17 protein-coding genes and 1 pseudogene are annotated in these 14,006 nt (G+C 70.7%); 7 read left to right on the forward strand and 11 right to left on the reverse strand.

Annotated features, from left to right (window positions below; genetic code table 11):
• Positions 1 to 225: 225 nt before the first annotated feature.
• Entirely contained in the window at positions 226 to 843 is a 618-nt protein-coding gene (rpsD, locus tag H8B08_RS11320) for a 30S ribosomal protein S4 (protein WP_187450301.1), read from the forward strand.
• A gap of 65 nt (positions 844 to 908) precedes the next feature.
• On the opposite strand, the gene H8B08_RS11325 is transcribed toward rpsD, so the two are convergent.
• The gene (locus tag H8B08_RS11325) at positions 909 to 2,042 is read right to left on the reverse strand and encodes an NADH:flavin oxidoreductase/NADH oxidase (RefSeq protein ID WP_187450302.1); all 1,134 of its coding nucleotides are present in this window, start codon (positions 2,040 to 2,042) and stop codon (positions 909 to 911) included.
• A 160-nt stretch (positions 2,043 to 2,202) separates the two neighbouring features.
• On the opposite strand from H8B08_RS11325, the gene H8B08_RS11330 reads away from it, so the two are divergent.
• The gene (locus H8B08_RS11330) at positions 2,203 to 2,586 is read left to right on the forward strand and encodes a hypothetical protein (protein ID WP_187450303.1); all 384 of its coding nucleotides are present in this window, start codon (positions 2,203 to 2,205) and stop codon (positions 2,584 to 2,586) included.
• A 149-nt stretch (positions 2,587 to 2,735) separates the two neighbouring features.
• Here the strand turns inward: H8B08_RS11330 and H8B08_RS11335 are convergent, their stop codons facing one another.
• The 8 genes from H8B08_RS11335 to H8B08_RS11370 form a co-directional block, all read right to left on the reverse strand.
• Complete coding sequence (locus H8B08_RS11335) at positions 2,736 to 3,161, reverse strand: thioesterase family protein (protein ID WP_187450304.1); 426 nt, start codon at positions 3,159 to 3,161, stop codon at positions 2,736 to 2,738.
• A complete protein-coding gene (gene grxD / locus H8B08_RS11340) occupies positions 3,158 to 3,502 on the reverse strand; it encodes a Grx4 family monothiol glutaredoxin (protein ID WP_187450305.1) in 345 nt (114 codons plus the stop codon). The genes H8B08_RS11335 and grxD overlap by 4 nt, the downstream gene beginning before the upstream one ends.
• 53 nt (positions 3,503 to 3,555) lie before the next feature.
• Positions 3,556 to 4,497, reverse strand: coding sequence for an aldo/keto reductase (locus H8B08_RS11345; protein WP_187450306.1), 942 nt, complete (start codon positions 4,495 to 4,497; stop codon positions 3,556 to 3,558).
• Between the two features lie 6 nt (positions 4,498 to 4,503).
• Positions 4,504 to 4,743 carry a BolA/IbaG family iron-sulfur metabolism protein gene (locus tag H8B08_RS11350; RefSeq protein ID WP_163261300.1) on the reverse strand — a complete coding sequence of 80 codons (240 nt, stop codon included), beginning with the start codon at positions 4,741 to 4,743 and terminating at the stop codon, positions 4,504 to 4,506.
• Between the two features lie 124 nt (positions 4,744 to 4,867).
• On the reverse strand, positions 4,868 to 5,074 hold the full coding sequence (locus tag H8B08_RS11355) for a hypothetical protein (protein ID WP_187450307.1): 207 nt from the start codon (positions 5,072 to 5,074) through the stop codon (positions 4,868 to 4,870).
• 116 nt (positions 5,075 to 5,190) lie between these two features.
• Positions 5,191 to 5,973 carry an RNA methyltransferase gene (locus tag H8B08_RS11360; RefSeq protein WP_187450308.1) on the reverse strand — a complete coding sequence of 261 codons (783 nt, stop codon included), beginning with the start codon at positions 5,971 to 5,973 and terminating at the stop codon, positions 5,191 to 5,193.
• A 53-nt stretch (positions 5,974 to 6,026) separates the two neighbouring features.
• Positions 6,027 to 6,338 carry a hypothetical protein gene (locus tag H8B08_RS11365; protein WP_187450309.1) on the reverse strand — a complete coding sequence of 104 codons (312 nt, stop codon included), beginning with the start codon at positions 6,336 to 6,338 and terminating at the stop codon, positions 6,027 to 6,029.
• On the reverse strand, positions 6,335 to 7,129 hold the full coding sequence (locus H8B08_RS11370; RefSeq protein WP_187450310.1) for a DUF2092 domain-containing protein: 795 nt from the start codon (positions 7,127 to 7,129) through the stop codon (positions 6,335 to 6,337). Before H8B08_RS11370 ends, H8B08_RS11365 begins: the two co-directional genes overlap by 4 nt.
• A gap of 278 nt (positions 7,130 to 7,407) precedes the next feature.
• Between H8B08_RS11370 and H8B08_RS11375 the strand changes: the two genes are divergently transcribed.
• From H8B08_RS11375 to H8B08_RS11385, 3 genes are all read left to right on the forward strand, one after another.
• On the forward strand, positions 7,408 to 8,628 hold the full coding sequence (locus tag H8B08_RS11375) for an NADP-dependent isocitrate dehydrogenase (protein WP_187450311.1): 1,221 nt from the start codon (positions 7,408 to 7,410) through the stop codon (positions 8,626 to 8,628).
• A 181-nt stretch (positions 8,629 to 8,809) separates the two neighbouring features.
• Positions 8,810 to 9,361 (forward strand): DUF2939 domain-containing protein, encoded by a 552-nt coding sequence (locus tag H8B08_RS11380; RefSeq protein WP_187450312.1) that lies wholly within the window; start codon positions 8,810 to 8,812, stop codon positions 9,359 to 9,361.
• A 75-nt stretch (positions 9,362 to 9,436) separates the two neighbouring features.
• Positions 9,437 to 9,838 (forward strand): VOC family protein, encoded by a 402-nt coding sequence (locus H8B08_RS11385; protein ID WP_187450313.1) that lies wholly within the window; start codon positions 9,437 to 9,439, stop codon positions 9,836 to 9,838.
• A 3-nt stretch (positions 9,839 to 9,841) separates the two neighbouring features.
• Here H8B08_RS11385 and H8B08_RS19575 read toward each other — a convergent pair.
• Positions 9,842 to 10,009, reverse strand: a pseudogene (locus H8B08_RS19575) (hypothetical protein); the annotation flags it as partial.
• Between H8B08_RS19575 and H8B08_RS11390 the strand changes: the two are divergent.
• On the forward strand, positions 10,008 to 10,910 hold the full coding sequence (locus H8B08_RS11390) for an AEC family transporter (protein WP_187450314.1): 903 nt from the start codon (positions 10,008 to 10,010) through the stop codon (positions 10,908 to 10,910). The pseudogene H8B08_RS19575 and the gene H8B08_RS11390 overlap by 2 nt on opposite strands.
• 128 nt (positions 10,911 to 11,038) lie before the next feature.
• Here H8B08_RS11390 and H8B08_RS11395 read toward each other — a convergent pair whose 3' ends face one another.
• Complete coding sequence (locus tag H8B08_RS11395) at positions 11,039 to 11,962, reverse strand: alpha/beta hydrolase (protein WP_187450315.1); 924 nt, start codon at positions 11,960 to 11,962, stop codon at positions 11,039 to 11,041.
• Positions 11,963 to 12,081: 119 nt separating this feature from the next.
• Here H8B08_RS11395 and H8B08_RS11400 point away from each other — a divergent pair, with 119 nt between their 5' ends.
• A complete protein-coding gene (locus tag H8B08_RS11400; protein ID WP_187450316.1) occupies positions 12,082 to 13,992 on the forward strand; it encodes an APC family permease in 1,911 nt (636 codons plus the stop codon).
• Positions 13,993 to 14,006: the final 14 nt, after the last annotated feature.

Raw genomic sequence — 14,006 nt, forward strand, 5'->3', positions numbered from 1 at the left:
AGCTGGCGACGGCGGATGAAAGCGAGGGCTTGTCCGGAGGCCCTATGAGCGCGCGAACCGTCCCGCCCCGTTGACTCCCCCGCCCCGCCCCGCCATAAGGCCCGCTTTCCCGCGCGGCCCTCGGCCTGCGCGCCGGAAATCCATGACGGGTGACGTGAGCGCCGCCGTTGAAATCGCGGTCCCATCGGGGGATCGCCGGCCCGCGTCGAGTGAAAGAGACGACTTATGTCGAAGCGTCACAACGCGAAGTACAAGCTCGACCGGGCGATGGGTGAAAACCTCTGGGGTCGCCCGAAGTCCCCGGTCAACCAGCGCTCCTACGGCCCCGGCCAGCACGGCCAGCGCCGCAAGTCGAAGGTCTCGGACTTCGGCCTGCAACTGAAGGCCAAGCAGAAGCTGAAGGGCTACTACGGCAACATCACCGAGAAGCAGTTCGTCCGCACCTACACGGAAGCTGCGCGCCGCAAGGGCAACACCTCGGAAAACCTGATCTCGCTGCTCGAGTCGCGCCTGGACGCGGTGGTCTACCGCGCCAAGTTCGTGCCGACCGTCTGGGCCGCCCGTCAGTTCGTCAACCACGGCCACGTGCTGGTGAACGGCAAGCGCGTCAACATCGCCTCCTACCGCGTGAAGGCCGGCGACGTCGTGGAAGTGCGTGAGCGTTCGCGCAACATGGCCCTGGTGCTGGAAGCCCTGCAGTCGGCCGAGCGCGACATCCCGGACTACATCGAGCAGGGCGACCGCGGCTTCTCGGTCCGCTTCGTCCGCGCCCCGGAACTGGCCGAAGTGCCGTACCCGGTGAAGATGGAGCCGAACCTGGTCGTCGAATACTACGCGTCGTAATCGACCCGTATCCGACCAACGGATCTGGAAAGGGCTCCCCTCGGGGAGCCCTTTCTTTTTGGCGTTCAGTCCCCGCTGCCGCTCTCCTCGAGCGTCGGGTGCGCCAGCCGCCAGCCCGGCCAGTGCTGCGGGACCACGCGGGCGTACTGCACCGGCGGCCGCACCTCGTCGCCGAGCTTGGCGGCCGAGTGCAGCGCCCAGCGCGCGTCGTCCAGGAAGCCGCGGGCGACCGCGACCATGTCGGCTTGGCCGGAGGCGACGATGGCCGCCGCCTGGGCCGGCTCGACGATCATGCCGACCGCCATGGTGGGCAGGCCGGCCTCGCGCTTCACCTGCTCGGCGAAGCTGACCTGGTAGCCCGGCTCGGCGCCGGGGATCGGCGCGCGCGGGGCGACCCCGCCGCTGGTGACGTCCACGAAGTCGTAGCCCAGCGCCTTCAGACCCACGGCGAACGCCACCGCCTCGTCCGGCGTGATCCCGCCCTCCATCCAGTCCGAGCCGGTGATGCGCGCGCCCAGCGCCTTGTGGCGCGGGAAGGCCTCGCGCACGGCGGCGGCGACCTCCAGCGGGAAGCGCAGGCGGTTCTCCAGCGAGCCGCCGTACTGGTCCTCGCGCCTGTTCGACAGCGGCGAGGCGAACTCGTGCAGCAGGTAGCCGTGGGCGGCGTGCAGCTCGACCGCGTCGAAGCCGGCGCGGTCGGCGCGGCGGGCCGCCTGGGCGAAGGCGTCGCGCACGCGCGTCAGGCCGGCCTCGTCCAGGGCTTGCGGCGTATGCCAGCCGTTGTCGAACGGCACGGCCGAGGGGGCGAACGTGGTCCACGCCCCCTCCTCCGGCGTCAGCGGCGCGCCGTGGCGGTTCCAGGGGGCGTTGGTCGAGGCCTTGCGGCCGGCGTGGGCGATCTGGACGCCGATCGGCGTATCGCAATAGGTGCGGATCCCGGCCAGCAGCTTCGCGAAAGCCTCTTCCTGCGCGTCGTTCCACAGGCCGGTGTCGCCGGGGGAGATGCGCCCGGCCGCCTCCACCCCGGTCGCCTCCACGATCACCAGGCCGGGGCCGCCCACGGCCAGCGAGCCCAGGTGCATGGCGTGCCAGGGCTGGGGCACGCCGTCGACGGCGCTGTACTGGCACATGGGGGCGACGACGACCCGGTTGGGCAGGGTCAGGCCGCCCAGCTGGATCGGGGAGAACAGACGCGTCATTGAAACAACCTGTGTTGCGGATCCGGCTGAACAGCTAAGTTGTCCCCCGCCGGTTTCAACCCCGGCGTCCGAACCCGCCCGTCTTGCCGATTGTTCACGTGCGGTTCAGCGCGAAACGGCGCAGGTAGCCCCGTCAACAAGAACGGGGATCTCCCACCCTATGAACGTGAAGTCTCTCGCCGTCGTCGCCGCCCTGGCCGTGGCGCCCGCCCTGTCCGGCTGCGTGATCGTGGCCGCCGACACCGACGCGGACGTGCGCGTCACCACGCCGGCCTCGTCCCGCTTTGAATCGATCTACGGCGCCCAGTTCGACGAGCGCGGCTTCTCCGCCCGTCTGAACTCCAACGGCTGCACCACCAAGGACACGGTCGAGGCGCGCGTCGACCGCTCGGGCGCCCGCCCGAAGATCGCCGTGGTCCGCCTGAAGCCCGACAACTGCCGCGCCTTCATGCGTGAAGGCGTGTGGCTGACCTGGAGCCTGGAGGAGCTGGGCCTCTCCAAGGAGCAGGTGGTCGAGGTGCAGAACAGCTTCATGCCGTGGTGAGAACGCTTTCCTTCTCCCGGCCGGGAGAAGGAAGGGGCCCGTCCGCCGAAGGTGGATGGGAAGGATGAGGGACCCGCGGCCAGCCGCCTAACCCCTCACCCTCCCACGCTTCGCGTGGGCCCCGCCCTCTCCCTATGGGAGAGGGAAATCTACTCCGCCGCCTGGGCGAAGGGCTCCAGCATGACGTCGGGGATGCGCACCGGGCGCATGGTCCGGGCGTCCACCAGGCACCATTCGGTGCGGCCCTGGGCGGCGATCCCGTTCGGCCCCTCGATCAGCACGAAGCGATCGAAGCGCGGGCCCTTCGGCTCACCCACCCAGGTCACGGCCCGGGCGGCGTCGCCGGGCATCAGCGGGCGGCGGTAGTCGATCTCGTGGCGCAGCGCCACCCACGACCACCTGGCCCGCTCGTCGGCCGGAAACAGCGAATTCCAGTGCGCCGTGCCGACGTCCTGCAGCCAGCCGACATAGACCACGTTGTTGACGTGGCCGTTGTCGTCGATGTGCTCGGGGCGGATCTCGAGCGGAAGGGTGAAGACCTTCCGGTCGGCCGGCGGCTGGAAGGCGTTCCTCACGCCGCCGACACGCCCTTTTCGGTGAAGAACGGCTGAAGCTCGCCCGACTGGAACATCTCGCGCACGATGTCCGAGCCGCCGACGAACTCGCCCTTCACGTAGAGCTGCGGAATGGTCGGCCAGTCGGAGTAGGACTTGATGCCGTTGCGCAGGTCTTCGTCCTGCAGCACGTCCACGCCCACGAAGCCGACGCCCAGGTGGTCGAGGATCTGCACCACGACCGACGAGAAGCCGCAGCGCGGCTGGTCGGGCGTGCCCTTCATGAACAGGACGACGTCGTTCTGGCCGACGGTGTCGGCGATGAAGGCGTGGACGGGATCGGCGGCGGCGGCTTCGGTCACGGGGATACCCCTTTAGAATCTCGAGCCTGAGCTAGGGGCCTGATCCCGCTGGGTCAAGACGACGAATGGTCCGGCCCGAAGCGGGCCATCTCGATCTGGGCCGGCAGGCCGGACGGCAAATCGCGATCCGGCACCGCGCCCAGCGAGCCCAGGCGGACCGCGTCGGCCGCCGAGACCATGCAGCTGGCCACCGCCGGCTCGGTCAGGGCGTAGGCCAGGCAGATCTCCTCGGCGGTCCAGCCTTTGGTCTGGTGCAGGAAGGCGTAGGTGCCCATGCCCTGCAACGGGCTGTTGGTCGGGGCCGCCGGTGCAGGCTTGGCGCCGCCGAACAGGAAGCCGCGGCGCGCCGGCTGCGGCTGGGCCATGGCTTCGACCTTCTTCGGACTGGAGAGCTCGGCCGGGTACCAGTCGTAGGCCAGCACGCCCATGTCCAGGCTGACCGCGGCCTTGAGGCGGTTGCGCTCCTTCCAGCCCGAGCGCAGGTGGTAGGGCGTCGCCAGCACGTCGAAGGCGCCGGTCGAGACGTAGGCCTCCATGGCGTCGTTGTCGCCGGCCACGCCCAGCAGGCGCACCTTGCCGACCGAGCGCAGGGCCTTCAGAGCCGACAGGGCGCGCTGCGGAAACTCGTCGGCGCTGGGGTTGTCCAGCATGACCAGGTCGATCTGCTCGAGGCTGGAGGTCTCCAGCGCGTGGTCGACCGCGGCGCTCAGCGCCTCGCCCGAGAAGTCGCGCGTGGTCTTGCGTCCGTCGGCGACCACGCCCAGGCGCTGGGACACGAACACCAGGTTGCGGTCCACCACCGACAGGGCTTCGCCCACGATGCCCGGCAGGTCCGGGTCGGCGCTGGCCATGTGGAAGCTGTTGATGCCCTGCTCCAGCGCCGCGTAGATCAGCTCGCGGCAGGCCTGCGGCCCGCGCATGGTGGCTTCGTCGGTCAGGGCCAGGGTGATGGCCGACAGGGTCATGCCTGACCGGCCGAACTGACGGTAGCGCACGCGCTTTCAGTCCTCTCTGGGCGCGCTGGTCTCCAGCGCGAGGGCATGCAGTTCGCCGCCCATTTTGCCTTTGAGGGCCGCGTAGACCATCTGGTGCTGCTTCACGCGCGGCACGCCGGCGAAGGCCTTGGAGGTGATCTTCGCACGATAGTGGTCGCCGTCGCCGGCCAGGTCCTGGATGACGATGTCCGCGTCCGGGAACGCCTCGCGGATATGCGCCTTCAGATCGTCCTGCGACATGGGCATGGGCGGGTCCTCTCTGGAATGGTGAATGGCGGATTCCGGTTAACATCCGCCTGACGGCCGGGCTCCGACGGCGACCTATCGCAAGTCGCCCCTTCCCGTCACCCCGGCGGACGCGCCGCGAAGGTCAATCCCGGTTCCTCGGCATGAACCCGCAGATGGTCCAGCCGACGCCGAAGGCGAAGGCGTAGAGGCCCAGCGCGAAGCCGATCCGGTCGCCGCTGACGTCCTCGGAGTCGAAGCCGACGGAAGTCCCGTCCAGCGCCCATGCGCCCATGGCCACCCAGTAGAGGATGGTCAGGAAGATGAAGAGGCGCTTCATACCGCGGCCCATGGCTCGCGCTCCGGCAACGATCGGCGCGGCCGGAGCCTGCGCCGCAAACGGACGAAGTTGCGCCTCTTCAAACTCACGGCCGGCTTGCGAGTTGCGCGTCCGTCCGCGGCGTCGGTTCACCCCTGCGGTTTCTGCGCCTCGCGGGCCGCCGCCAGTTTGGCCAGCACACGGCCGCGCCCGCGGCTCAGCGCGGTGACCACGCCGCGGAACGTGCGCACCTCCTGATCAGAGAAGCGGGCCCGCGACAGGGCCACGCGCAGGTTGCGCACCATCGAGGGGCGCTTCTCCGGCGGATGGAAGAAGCCGGCCTCGTCGAGCTCGTGCTCCAGCTGTTCGTACAGGCCGATCATCATCGCCTGGTCGGCCGGAGGCGGGCCCTCGCGGAAGCGCGGCGGCGGCGCGTCCAGCACCCGCGTGCGCCACTCGTAGGCGTTCACCGCCACCGCCTGGGCCAGGTTCAGCGAGTGGAACTTCGGGTCGATCGGAATGGTGACGATGCCCTGCGACAGGGCGATGTCGTGGGTTTCCAGGCCGGCCCGCTCGCCGCCGAACAGCAGGCCCGTGCCCAGCCCCTCGGCGCTGGCGTCGTACAGTTTGGCGGCCGCCTCGCGGGGCGTGATCACCGGCAGCTGGGTCTCGCGCGGCCGCGCGGTGGTGGCGTAGAGCAGCCGCAGGTCGGCGATCGCGTCCTCGATCCGCTCGAACACCTTGGCCCCGTCCAGCGGCCAGTTGGCCCCGGACGCCGAGGCCCAGGCCCGCTCCTGGGGCCAACCGTCGCGCGGTCGCACCAGGCGCAGGTCGCTAAGGCCGAAGTTGGCCATCACCCGCGCCACCGCGCCGATGTTTTCGGCCAGCTGGGGTTCGTTGAGGATCACGCAGGGCGGAACGAGCTCGGTCATGGGCGAGGCGTTTACGCCGCTCCGCCCCGGCCGTCACCCCGCGTAGCCTCTCCTCAGGGGCAGCGGTAGACCGTGCGCCCGTAGCTGTCGACCACCGCCACGCACCCGGGCGCGTAGACCGCCGCGGCCGCGACCGGGGCGGCGTAGACCGGGGCGGTCACCGCGGCCGTGGCGGCGACGGTGCGCCGGGTCGTGCGGCGCGCCACGCCGGCGTAGCTGACCGGGGTCGCCGGCCGCCCGACCACCGCCTGGGCCTGGCTGACCAGGTCTGAGGGCTTGGCGGGCAGCAGCACGCCGCTCCACGACAGGCCGCCCGCGAAGGCGGCGGCCGCGACGGCGACGGTGAACAGGCGTCGGGCGATCATGGCTTGGCTCCGGCCTGCGCAGGCGCGGGCAGTTCGCCGATGCTCGACATGGCGTCGAGCGCGACGGACTTCGCCCCCGCGGGCGCGTTGAACGAGAACGCCGTGGCGGGCGCGGCGCCAGTTTTCCAGTCGTGCAGGGTGACGGCGTACTGCGGCCCGCCGGCCACCATCTTGCTGGTGATCACGTACTTGCACGGCAGCGGCTGGGCGCCCTTGCGGACCCACAGCTGCCAGTCGGTGTCGACGTTGCGGAAGGCGAGGTGCTCGCACTCCTCCCCGTTTATGACGCCCTCGCCGATGTGCTTGGCCTCGATCACGCCGGACATCAGCTCGTCGTAACTGCGGGTCAGCAGCAGGTCCGCGCCCGGCATCTCGAACATGTACTTGGTGCGCAGCAGGTCGATCAGCTGGTCCACCGAGCCCGGCGCCGGCACCTGGCTGTAGGTCTTGTGGAAGCGGTCGAACACCGTGGCGGTCTTGCCGTCGAACACCAGTTCCACGTCGGAGTAGCCGCCGGTGCGTTGGACGTGGAGCTTGTCGGGCCGGGCCAGCGCCAGCTCGCCCGAGGCGCTGTAGCTGATCCGCTCGATCTCCGGGGTGATGACGTCCAGGTCGACGTCGAACCGGGCGGAGAGATTGTTCTGGCTGGCCAGATAGTCCGACATGGACTTCAGGATCGCGCGCGCGTCGTCGTCGGCCGAGGCCGGCGAGGCCGCGGCGGCGAGAACGGCCGCGGCGGCCAGGGCTCTGGTCGCGAGCGCGAGCGTCGAGCGCGGGACGGCTCGGGTCATGGTTCGGCTCCCTCCCCGGCCCCCTCGTCGTGACGCACGCGGAGCCCGGCCGGGCGACCACGCGTGGCCGCCGACCATCCGGCCATCCCGTCCCGAAGTCGCTCAGGCCTAATCCCGACCCTCACCCGGGATTCTGCCGAGGGCCTGACGCGCCTCCGCCCCGGGTCCCCGCTGGCGCCGCTTCGTCCGAGCGTTTATACGGGCGCCCACCCGCGCCGCGGCCCGGCCCTGTGCGCCGCCTGCGCTCGCGCGAACTGTAAGAGAGGGATGGAAGTCACATGGCCAAGATCAAGGTCGCCAATCCGGTCGTCGACATCGACGGCGACGAGATGACCCGCATCATCTGGAAGCTGATCAAGGACAAGCTGATCTTCCCGTACCTCGACCTGCAGCTCGACTATTACGACCTGTCGATCGAGAACCGCGACGCCACCGAGGACAAGGTGACGGTCGACGCGGCCGAGGCCATCAAGCGCCACGGCGTGGGCGTGAAGTGCGCCACCATCACCCCGGACGAAGCCCGGGTGAAGGAATTCAACCTCAAGAAGATGTGGAAGTCGCCGAACGGCACCATCCGCAACATCCTGGGCGGCGTGGTCTTCCGCGAGCCGATCATCTGCAAGAACGTCCCGCGCCTGGTGCCGGGCTGGACCCAGCCGATCGTCGTCGGCCGTCACGCCTTCGGCGACCAGTACAAGGCCACCGACTTCAAGGTCCCGGGCCCGGGTCGCCTGACCATCAAGTTCGAAGGCCAGGACGGCAAGACCATCGAGCACGAGGTGTTCCAGTTCCCGTCGGCCGGCGTGGCCATGGGCATGTACAACCTCGACGACTCGATTGCGGAGTTCGCCCGCGCCAGCTTCGCCTACGGCCTGCAGCGCAACTTCCCAGTCTACCTGTCGACCAAGAACACCATCCTCAAGGCCTATGACGGGCGCTTCAAGGACATCTTCCAGGAGGTGTTCGACGCCGAGTTCGCGGCCGAGTTCAAGGCGCGGAACCTGACCTACGAGCACCGCCTGATCGACGACATGGTGGCCGCGGCCATCAAGTGGTCGGGCGGCTTCGTCTGGGCCTGCAAGAACTACGACGGCGACGTGCAGTCGGACGTCGTGGCTCAGGGCTTCGGCTCGCTGGGCCTGATGACCTCGGTGCTGATGACCCCGGACGGCAAGGTCGTGGAGTCGGAAGCCGCCCACGGCACCGTCACCCGCCACTACCGCCAGCACCAGCGCGGCGAGTCGACCTCGACCAACTCGATCGCCTCGATCTACGCCTGGACCCGCGGCCTGAAGCACCGCGCCAAGCTGGACGGCAACGCCGAGCTGCAGACCTTCGCCGAGACCCTGGAGAAGGTCACGGTCGCGACCGTCGAAGACGGCTTCATGACCAAGGACCTGGCGCTGCTGGTCGGCGACCAGCAGGGCTGGCTGACCACCGAGGGCTTCCTCGACAAGGTCGCCGAGAACCTCGAGAAGGCCATGGCCAAGGCGGCCTGAGCCGCCTGACCTTACGGTCCACCATCAGCCCCCGCCGCGCGCTCCGCGCGGCGGGGGTTTTCGTTTGCGCGGCTCGTCGACCGACGTTCCTCGACAAACCTTCGCAAAACCGGGACAAGGTGAAGGTTAACAGCGGCGCGACGCGCATGGTCCGCCGCTCGCTCGGGGAAGCGAGGGGAAGATGCAACGCCTGCTGCCGATCCTGCTGATCGTCGCCGTGCTCGGCGCGGCCGGGGCCTTCGTGTTCGCGCCGATCGGCGCGTTCTTCGCCCTGCGCTCGGCCGCCCAGACCGAGGACGTGGACGCGCTTTCCGACCTGGTCGACTTCGCCGCCGTGCGCCGCAGCCTGCAGCCGCAGCTGGTCGCCGCCCCGACGCCGGGCCCCGACGTGTTCCAGGACCCGCTCGGCGCGCTGAAGCACGCCATCGAGCCGTTCACCGCGCCCGGGGCCGACGCCTACCTTTCGCCCAAGGCGCTCTATCGGCTGACCCTCGGCGCCGGCCGCGCCGCGCCCAAGGACACGCCGGTCGACCAGCCGGCGAACACGCCCTCGGTGCGCTACTGGGGGCCGAACCGCGCCCGCCTGGGCGTACCCGGCCCGTCCGGCGAAACCATCTTCACCTTCGAGCGCAAGGGCCTGTTCAAGTGGAAGCTGGTGCACCTCGGCCTGCCGACGTCCGCGTCGGCGGCGACGGCCCCGGCCGCCACGCCCGCGCCCGTTCCCGCGCACTAGCGTCCTGACCGGCGAACTGCGTTCTTGCTTCGTTCGCACGAAGCGCTACGCTTCGGCCGCCCTCAGGAGAGCGACATGATCAGCTACGTCACCATCGGCCACGACGACCTCGACAAGGCCATGGCCTTCTACGACCCGGTGCTGGCGGCGCTGGGCTGCGAGCGCAAGTGGGACAAGGACGGCTGGGCCGGCTACGGCTCGACCGCCAATCCGGACGCGCCGGGCGTCATGCTGGCCAAGCCGGCCGACGGGAACGCCGCGCGCGCCGGCAACGGCATCATGGTCGGCCTGCACGCCCCGACCCCGGCCCACGTCGACGCCTTCCACGCCGCAGCCCTGGCCGCCGGCGGGACCTGCGAAGGCGCGCCTGGCCCGCGCCCGCAGTACGGCAGCCCGAACTACTACCTGGCCTATGTGCGCGACCCGGTCGGCAACAAGCTGGCGGCGTTCTGCACGACGTACCAGCCGGCCGAGTGAGCTGAGGAGCCGCCCTCGCCCTTCGACAAGCTCAGGGTGAGGGCTAATGGGAGCGCTGTAGAAATCCTCATCCTGAGCTTGTCGAAGGACGAGGATTTCGGGCCCGCTCAGGTCCGCAGCGCTCTCTCGCCTTGACCCGCCGCCCACGCGCGCGCACCGAGGCGGCGTCATGCTCTTCGTCCTCTCGCGCGTCCTCCCCTTCTTCCTGATCATCGGCGCGGGCGGCTTGGCCGCGCGGCTGAAGCTGCTGGACGCGGCCGCCGCACAGGGGTTGTCGCGCTACGTCTACTGGATCGGCTTTCCGGCCCTGCTCATCTTCGGCCTGTCGCATGCGGCGCCGCCCAGCCTGGCGGACGCGCGCGGGCTTGGCGCCTACGTCGCCGCCGCCGCCCTGCCCCTGCTGCTGACCATAGGCCTCGGCCGGGCGCTCAACTGGCCGCGCGAGGTGCGGGCCGGGGCGGCCATGGCGGCGACCGTCGGCAACACCGCCTTCCTGGGCTTGCCGCTGACCGTATCGGTGCTGGGCGAGGACGCCCGCTCGGCCGCCAGCGCCATCATGGCCATAGACGCGGTGATCCTGCTGTCGTGCAGCGTCGGCGTGATCCGCGGGGCCGGCGCGCTGAAGAGCGTGGCTGGCAACCCCGTGGTCGTAGCCGCCCTGGTCGGGGCGATCATGCTGGCGGCGGGCCTGGTCCTGCCCGGCCCGATCGACGCCGCGGCCGGCGCCCTGGCCGCCACCGCCAGCCCCGTGGCCCTGGTGGCGCTGGGCGCGGTGCTAACCCTGGAGGCCGGCCACGCGCCCCGGGCCGAGCTGCCGCCGGTGGCCTGGGCGGCGGCGTCCAAGCTGCTCGTCTCCCCCGCCTTGGTCTGGATCGCCACCGGCCTGGTCGGGGCCTCGGCCGCCTTCCGCACGGTCGCGGTGCTGATGGCCGCCTGTCCGACCGCGGTCACCGTCTTCGTCCAGGCCCGGGCCTACGGCGTGTTCGCGCGCGGCGCGGCCCAGGTCGTGGCCCTGGCCACCCTGGCCTCGGCCGTGACCCTGACCCTGCTGGCCGGCTGGCTCACCGCCTGAGCCGCAACGGCGCCGGCCTTGCAGCACCCCGGGCGGACATCCACGTGTGGGACACCCCGGCCATGCACAAAGTGATCCTTCCCGCGCTCATCCTGCTGGTCGTCGCCAGCGTGGCGTTCGCCTGACGTCTACGCGCCCGCATCGGCCTTCGCCGGCAGCACCGCCATCAGCGCACGCGTGAAGCCCACCGGCGCCACGGTCAGGTGATCCTCGCCGTCCAACACCACGGACCGGACGTGCAGGCCGCGATAGCGGCGCGACTTCAGCACCCGCTCGAAGGCGGCCATGTCGCCGACCAGGTCGTTTGTGCGGTTCTGGCGCGGGCCCGGCCCGATCGTCTCAAAACCACCCACGTACATGAACACCTCGGCCGGCAGGTCGCGGTGCGCGCGGGCGTAGGCCGCCTCCATCTTCATGACGTGGCGCTGGTCGTACCAGAAGGACGGGCTGCCCAGCACGTAGCCGTGGAACAGGGTCGGGTCGGTCAGCAGGATCTGGGCGCCCAGCAGGCCGCCGTAGGAATGGCCCAGCAGCACCCGGCGCGCCGGATCGGCGCGGAAGCGGCCTTCGACGAAGGGCAGGACCTGCGACTTCAGATAGGCCTGATAGGCTGCGCCCTGGCCATGCACGGCCTTGTTCGGGCCGTTCGGGGTGGGGGTGTAGTCGCGCCGGCGGCTGTCGGCGCCGCTGTCGCCGCGGGCGTAGGACAGTCCGACCAGGATGAAGTCCTCCAGCACCGGACCGTCGAGGTTCACGCGCCGGGCGATGCTGCGGATCACCGGGAAGGCGTAGTCGGCGTCGGTGACGTAGAGCACCGGATAGCGCCGCTCAGGATGCGCCTCGTAGTCGGCCGGCAGACTGACGAACACCTCGTACTGGCGCCCGGACACGGGGTCCGGAACGCTCCAGACCTGGGTGCCCGTCAGCACGTAAGGCCCGCCCTCGGACGCGGCGGTCGAAGCCGGCGCGGCGGCCTGAGCGTCGGCGCGCTCGCCGCAGGCGCCCGTGAGCAGGGCGGCGGCCAGGACCGCCACTGAGACCAGAGCCTTCATACGCTTGCCCCCAGCTGAGCCGTTCGACCGTAAGCGAGAATGTGGCGACACGGCGGCCCTGAGCGCCCGCACAATCCCCGCGCCCGGCAGTTTAGCCGCCGACGGCGAGCGGAGGCGGCTTGAACCTTTGGCGACTGATCCTGGGCCGCCGGCTGGCCAACCGGGACTCTCCCGAACGCAAGATCGGCGCGTTCGAGGGCGTGCCGGCCATGGGCCTGGACGGGCTGGGCTCCTCGGCCTACGGGCCGGAGGCGGCGCTGACCATCCTCATGCCGCTGGGCGCGGCGAGCCTGGCCTTCATCGGCTGGGTGATGGCCCCGATCGTGTGCCTGCTGGCCGTCCTGTTCGCCTCCTACTGGCAGACCATCGCCGCCTATCCGTCGAACGGCGGAGCCTACATCGTGGCGCGCGAGAACCTGGGGACCGGGGCCAGCCTTCTGGCCGCCGCCGCCCTGATGATCGATTACGTGCTGAACGTGGCGGTCGGCATATCGGCCGGGGTCGGCGCCCTGGTCTCGGCCGTGCCGGCCCTGCACCCGCACATCCTGCCCCTGTGCCTCGGCATCCTCGCCGTCGTCACGGTCGTGAACCTGAGGGGCACGCTCGACGCCGGGCGGCTGTTCGCGATCCCGACCTACCTCTTCGTCGCCAGCTTCCTGCTGATCCTGCTGATCGGGGTCGTGCGGACTCTGGCCGCCGCCGGCGCGCCGCACCCGCTGGTCAGCCCGGCGCCGCTGGGGCCGGCCACCCAGGCGGCGTCGGCCTGGCTGCTGCTGCACGCCTTCGCCAGCGGCTGCACGGCCATGACCGGCGTAGAGGCGGTCAGCAACGGCATGGGCGCCTTTCGCGAGCCGCGCGTGCGCTACGGCCACCGGACGCTCGCCGCCATCGTCGCCATACTGGGCGTGCTGCTGGCCGGCATCGCCTGGCTGGCCAGCGCCTACCACGTCGGGGCCATGGACCAGAGCCGCGCCGGCTATCGCAGCGTGTTGTCCCAGCTGGCCGCCGCCGTGGTCGGCCAGGGCGTGTTCTACTACGTGGCGATCGGCGCCCTGCTGAGCGTGCTGGCGCTCTCGGCCAACACCAGCTTCGCGGGCTTTCCCCGGCTCTGCCGCACGGTCGCCGCCGACGGCTTCCTGCCCAAGTCCTTCACCCTGTCGGGACGCCGCCTCGTGTTCTCGGTGGGCATGCTCTACCTTTGCGCCTGCGCCGGCGTGCTGCTGGTCGCGTTCGGGGGCATCACCGACCGGCTGATCCCGCTGTTCGCCATCGGCGCCTTCCTGACCTTCACCCTGTCGCAGGCCGGCATGGTGCTGCACTGGCGGCGCATGCTGAGGCAGGCGAAAAGCGCCGCCGAGCGCCGCGGCCATTCGGCCCACCTGGCGATCAACGCCGTCGGCGCCCTGACCACGGGCGCGGCCCTGGCGGTGATCCTGACCGCCAAGTTCTTCGAGGGCGCCTGGATCACCGCCCTGGCCATCCCGCTGGTGATCGCCCTCCTGCACACCATCGGCCGCTACTATCGGCGGCTGGAGAAAGAGGTCGCCGCCACCCGCCCGGTGGTCTTCCGCCCCGGGCGGCCGATGCTGGTCCTGGTCGCTCTGGAGCGGTGGAACCGGGTCGCGGAAAAGGCGGTGCAGTTCGCCCTGACCCTGTCGCCCGACGTCATCGGCGTGCACCTGAGCCAGCTCTCCGGCCCCGACGAGGACGAGGACCTGACCGGCCTCAAGCGGGACTGGCGGATCTATGTCGAGGACCCGGCGCGCACGGCCGGACGGCCGCCGCCCAGGCTGTTCGTTCTGGCGGCCCAGCGCCGCTCGCTGCACGAGCCGTTCCTGAAGTTGACCGAGGAGTTGGAGGAGAGCTTCGGCCCTCGACGAAGCATCGCCGTGCTGATCCCCCAGATCGTCGGCCGGCGCTGGTGGGAGTACCCGCTGCACGCCCACCGCGCGCGGGCGCTGCGCGCCCACATCCTCAAGCACGGCGGCGAGGACGTGACCCTGATCGACGTGCCGTGGCGGCTGGAGTGAGCGGACGTGCCCGG

The organism is Caulobacter sp. 17J80-11, assembly GCF_014349105.1.
Classification (GTDB): Bacteria; Pseudomonadota; Alphaproteobacteria; order Caulobacterales; family Caulobacteraceae; genus 17J80-11.

Bases quoted from the DNA above. Each gene is read 5' to 3' on its own strand.
- H8B08_RS11355 (WP_187450307.1), bottom strand. From the start codon at position 5,074: ATGGGCCGCGGTATGAAGCGCCTCTTCATCTTCCTGACCATCCTCTAC.
- H8B08_RS11325 (WP_187450302.1), bottom strand. From the start codon at position 2,042: ATGACGCGTCTGTTCTCCCCGATCCAGCTGGGCGGCCTGACCCTGCCC.
- H8B08_RS11380 (WP_187450312.1), top strand. From the start codon at position 8,810: ATGCAACGCCTGCTGCCGATCCTGCTGATCGTCGCCGTGCTCGGCGCG.
- H8B08_RS11370 (WP_187450310.1), bottom strand. From the start codon at position 7,129: ATGACCCGAGCCGTCCCGCGCTCGACGCTCGCGCTCGCGACCAGAGCC.
- H8B08_RS11330 (WP_187450303.1), top strand. From the start codon at position 2,203: ATGAACGTGAAGTCTCTCGCCGTCGTCGCCGCCCTGGCCGTGGCGCCC.
- H8B08_RS11375 (WP_187450311.1), top strand. From the start codon at position 7,408: ATGGCCAAGATCAAGGTCGCCAATCCGGTCGTCGACATCGACGGCGAC.
- rpsD (WP_187450301.1), top strand. From the start codon at position 226: ATGTCGAAGCGTCACAACGCGAAGTACAAGCTCGACCGGGCGATGGGT.
- H8B08_RS11360 (WP_187450308.1), bottom strand. From the start codon at position 5,973: ATGACCGAGCTCGTTCCGCCCTGCGTGATCCTCAACGAACCCCAGCTG.
- H8B08_RS11395 (WP_187450315.1), bottom strand. From the start codon at position 11,962: ATGAAGGCTCTGGTCTCAGTGGCGGTCCTGGCCGCCGCCCTGCTCACG.
- H8B08_RS11385 (WP_187450313.1), top strand. From the start codon at position 9,437: ATGATCAGCTACGTCACCATCGGCCACGACGACCTCGACAAGGCCATG.
- H8B08_RS11365 (WP_187450309.1), bottom strand. From the start codon at position 6,338: ATGATCGCCCGACGCCTGTTCACCGTCGCCGTCGCGGCCGCCGCCTTC.
- H8B08_RS11350 (WP_163261300.1), bottom strand. From the start codon at position 4,743: ATGCCCATGTCGCAGGACGATCTGAAGGCGCATATCCGCGAGGCGTTC.
- H8B08_RS11390 (WP_187450314.1), top strand. From the start codon at position 10,008: ATGCTCTTCGTCCTCTCGCGCGTCCTCCCCTTCTTCCTGATCATCGGC.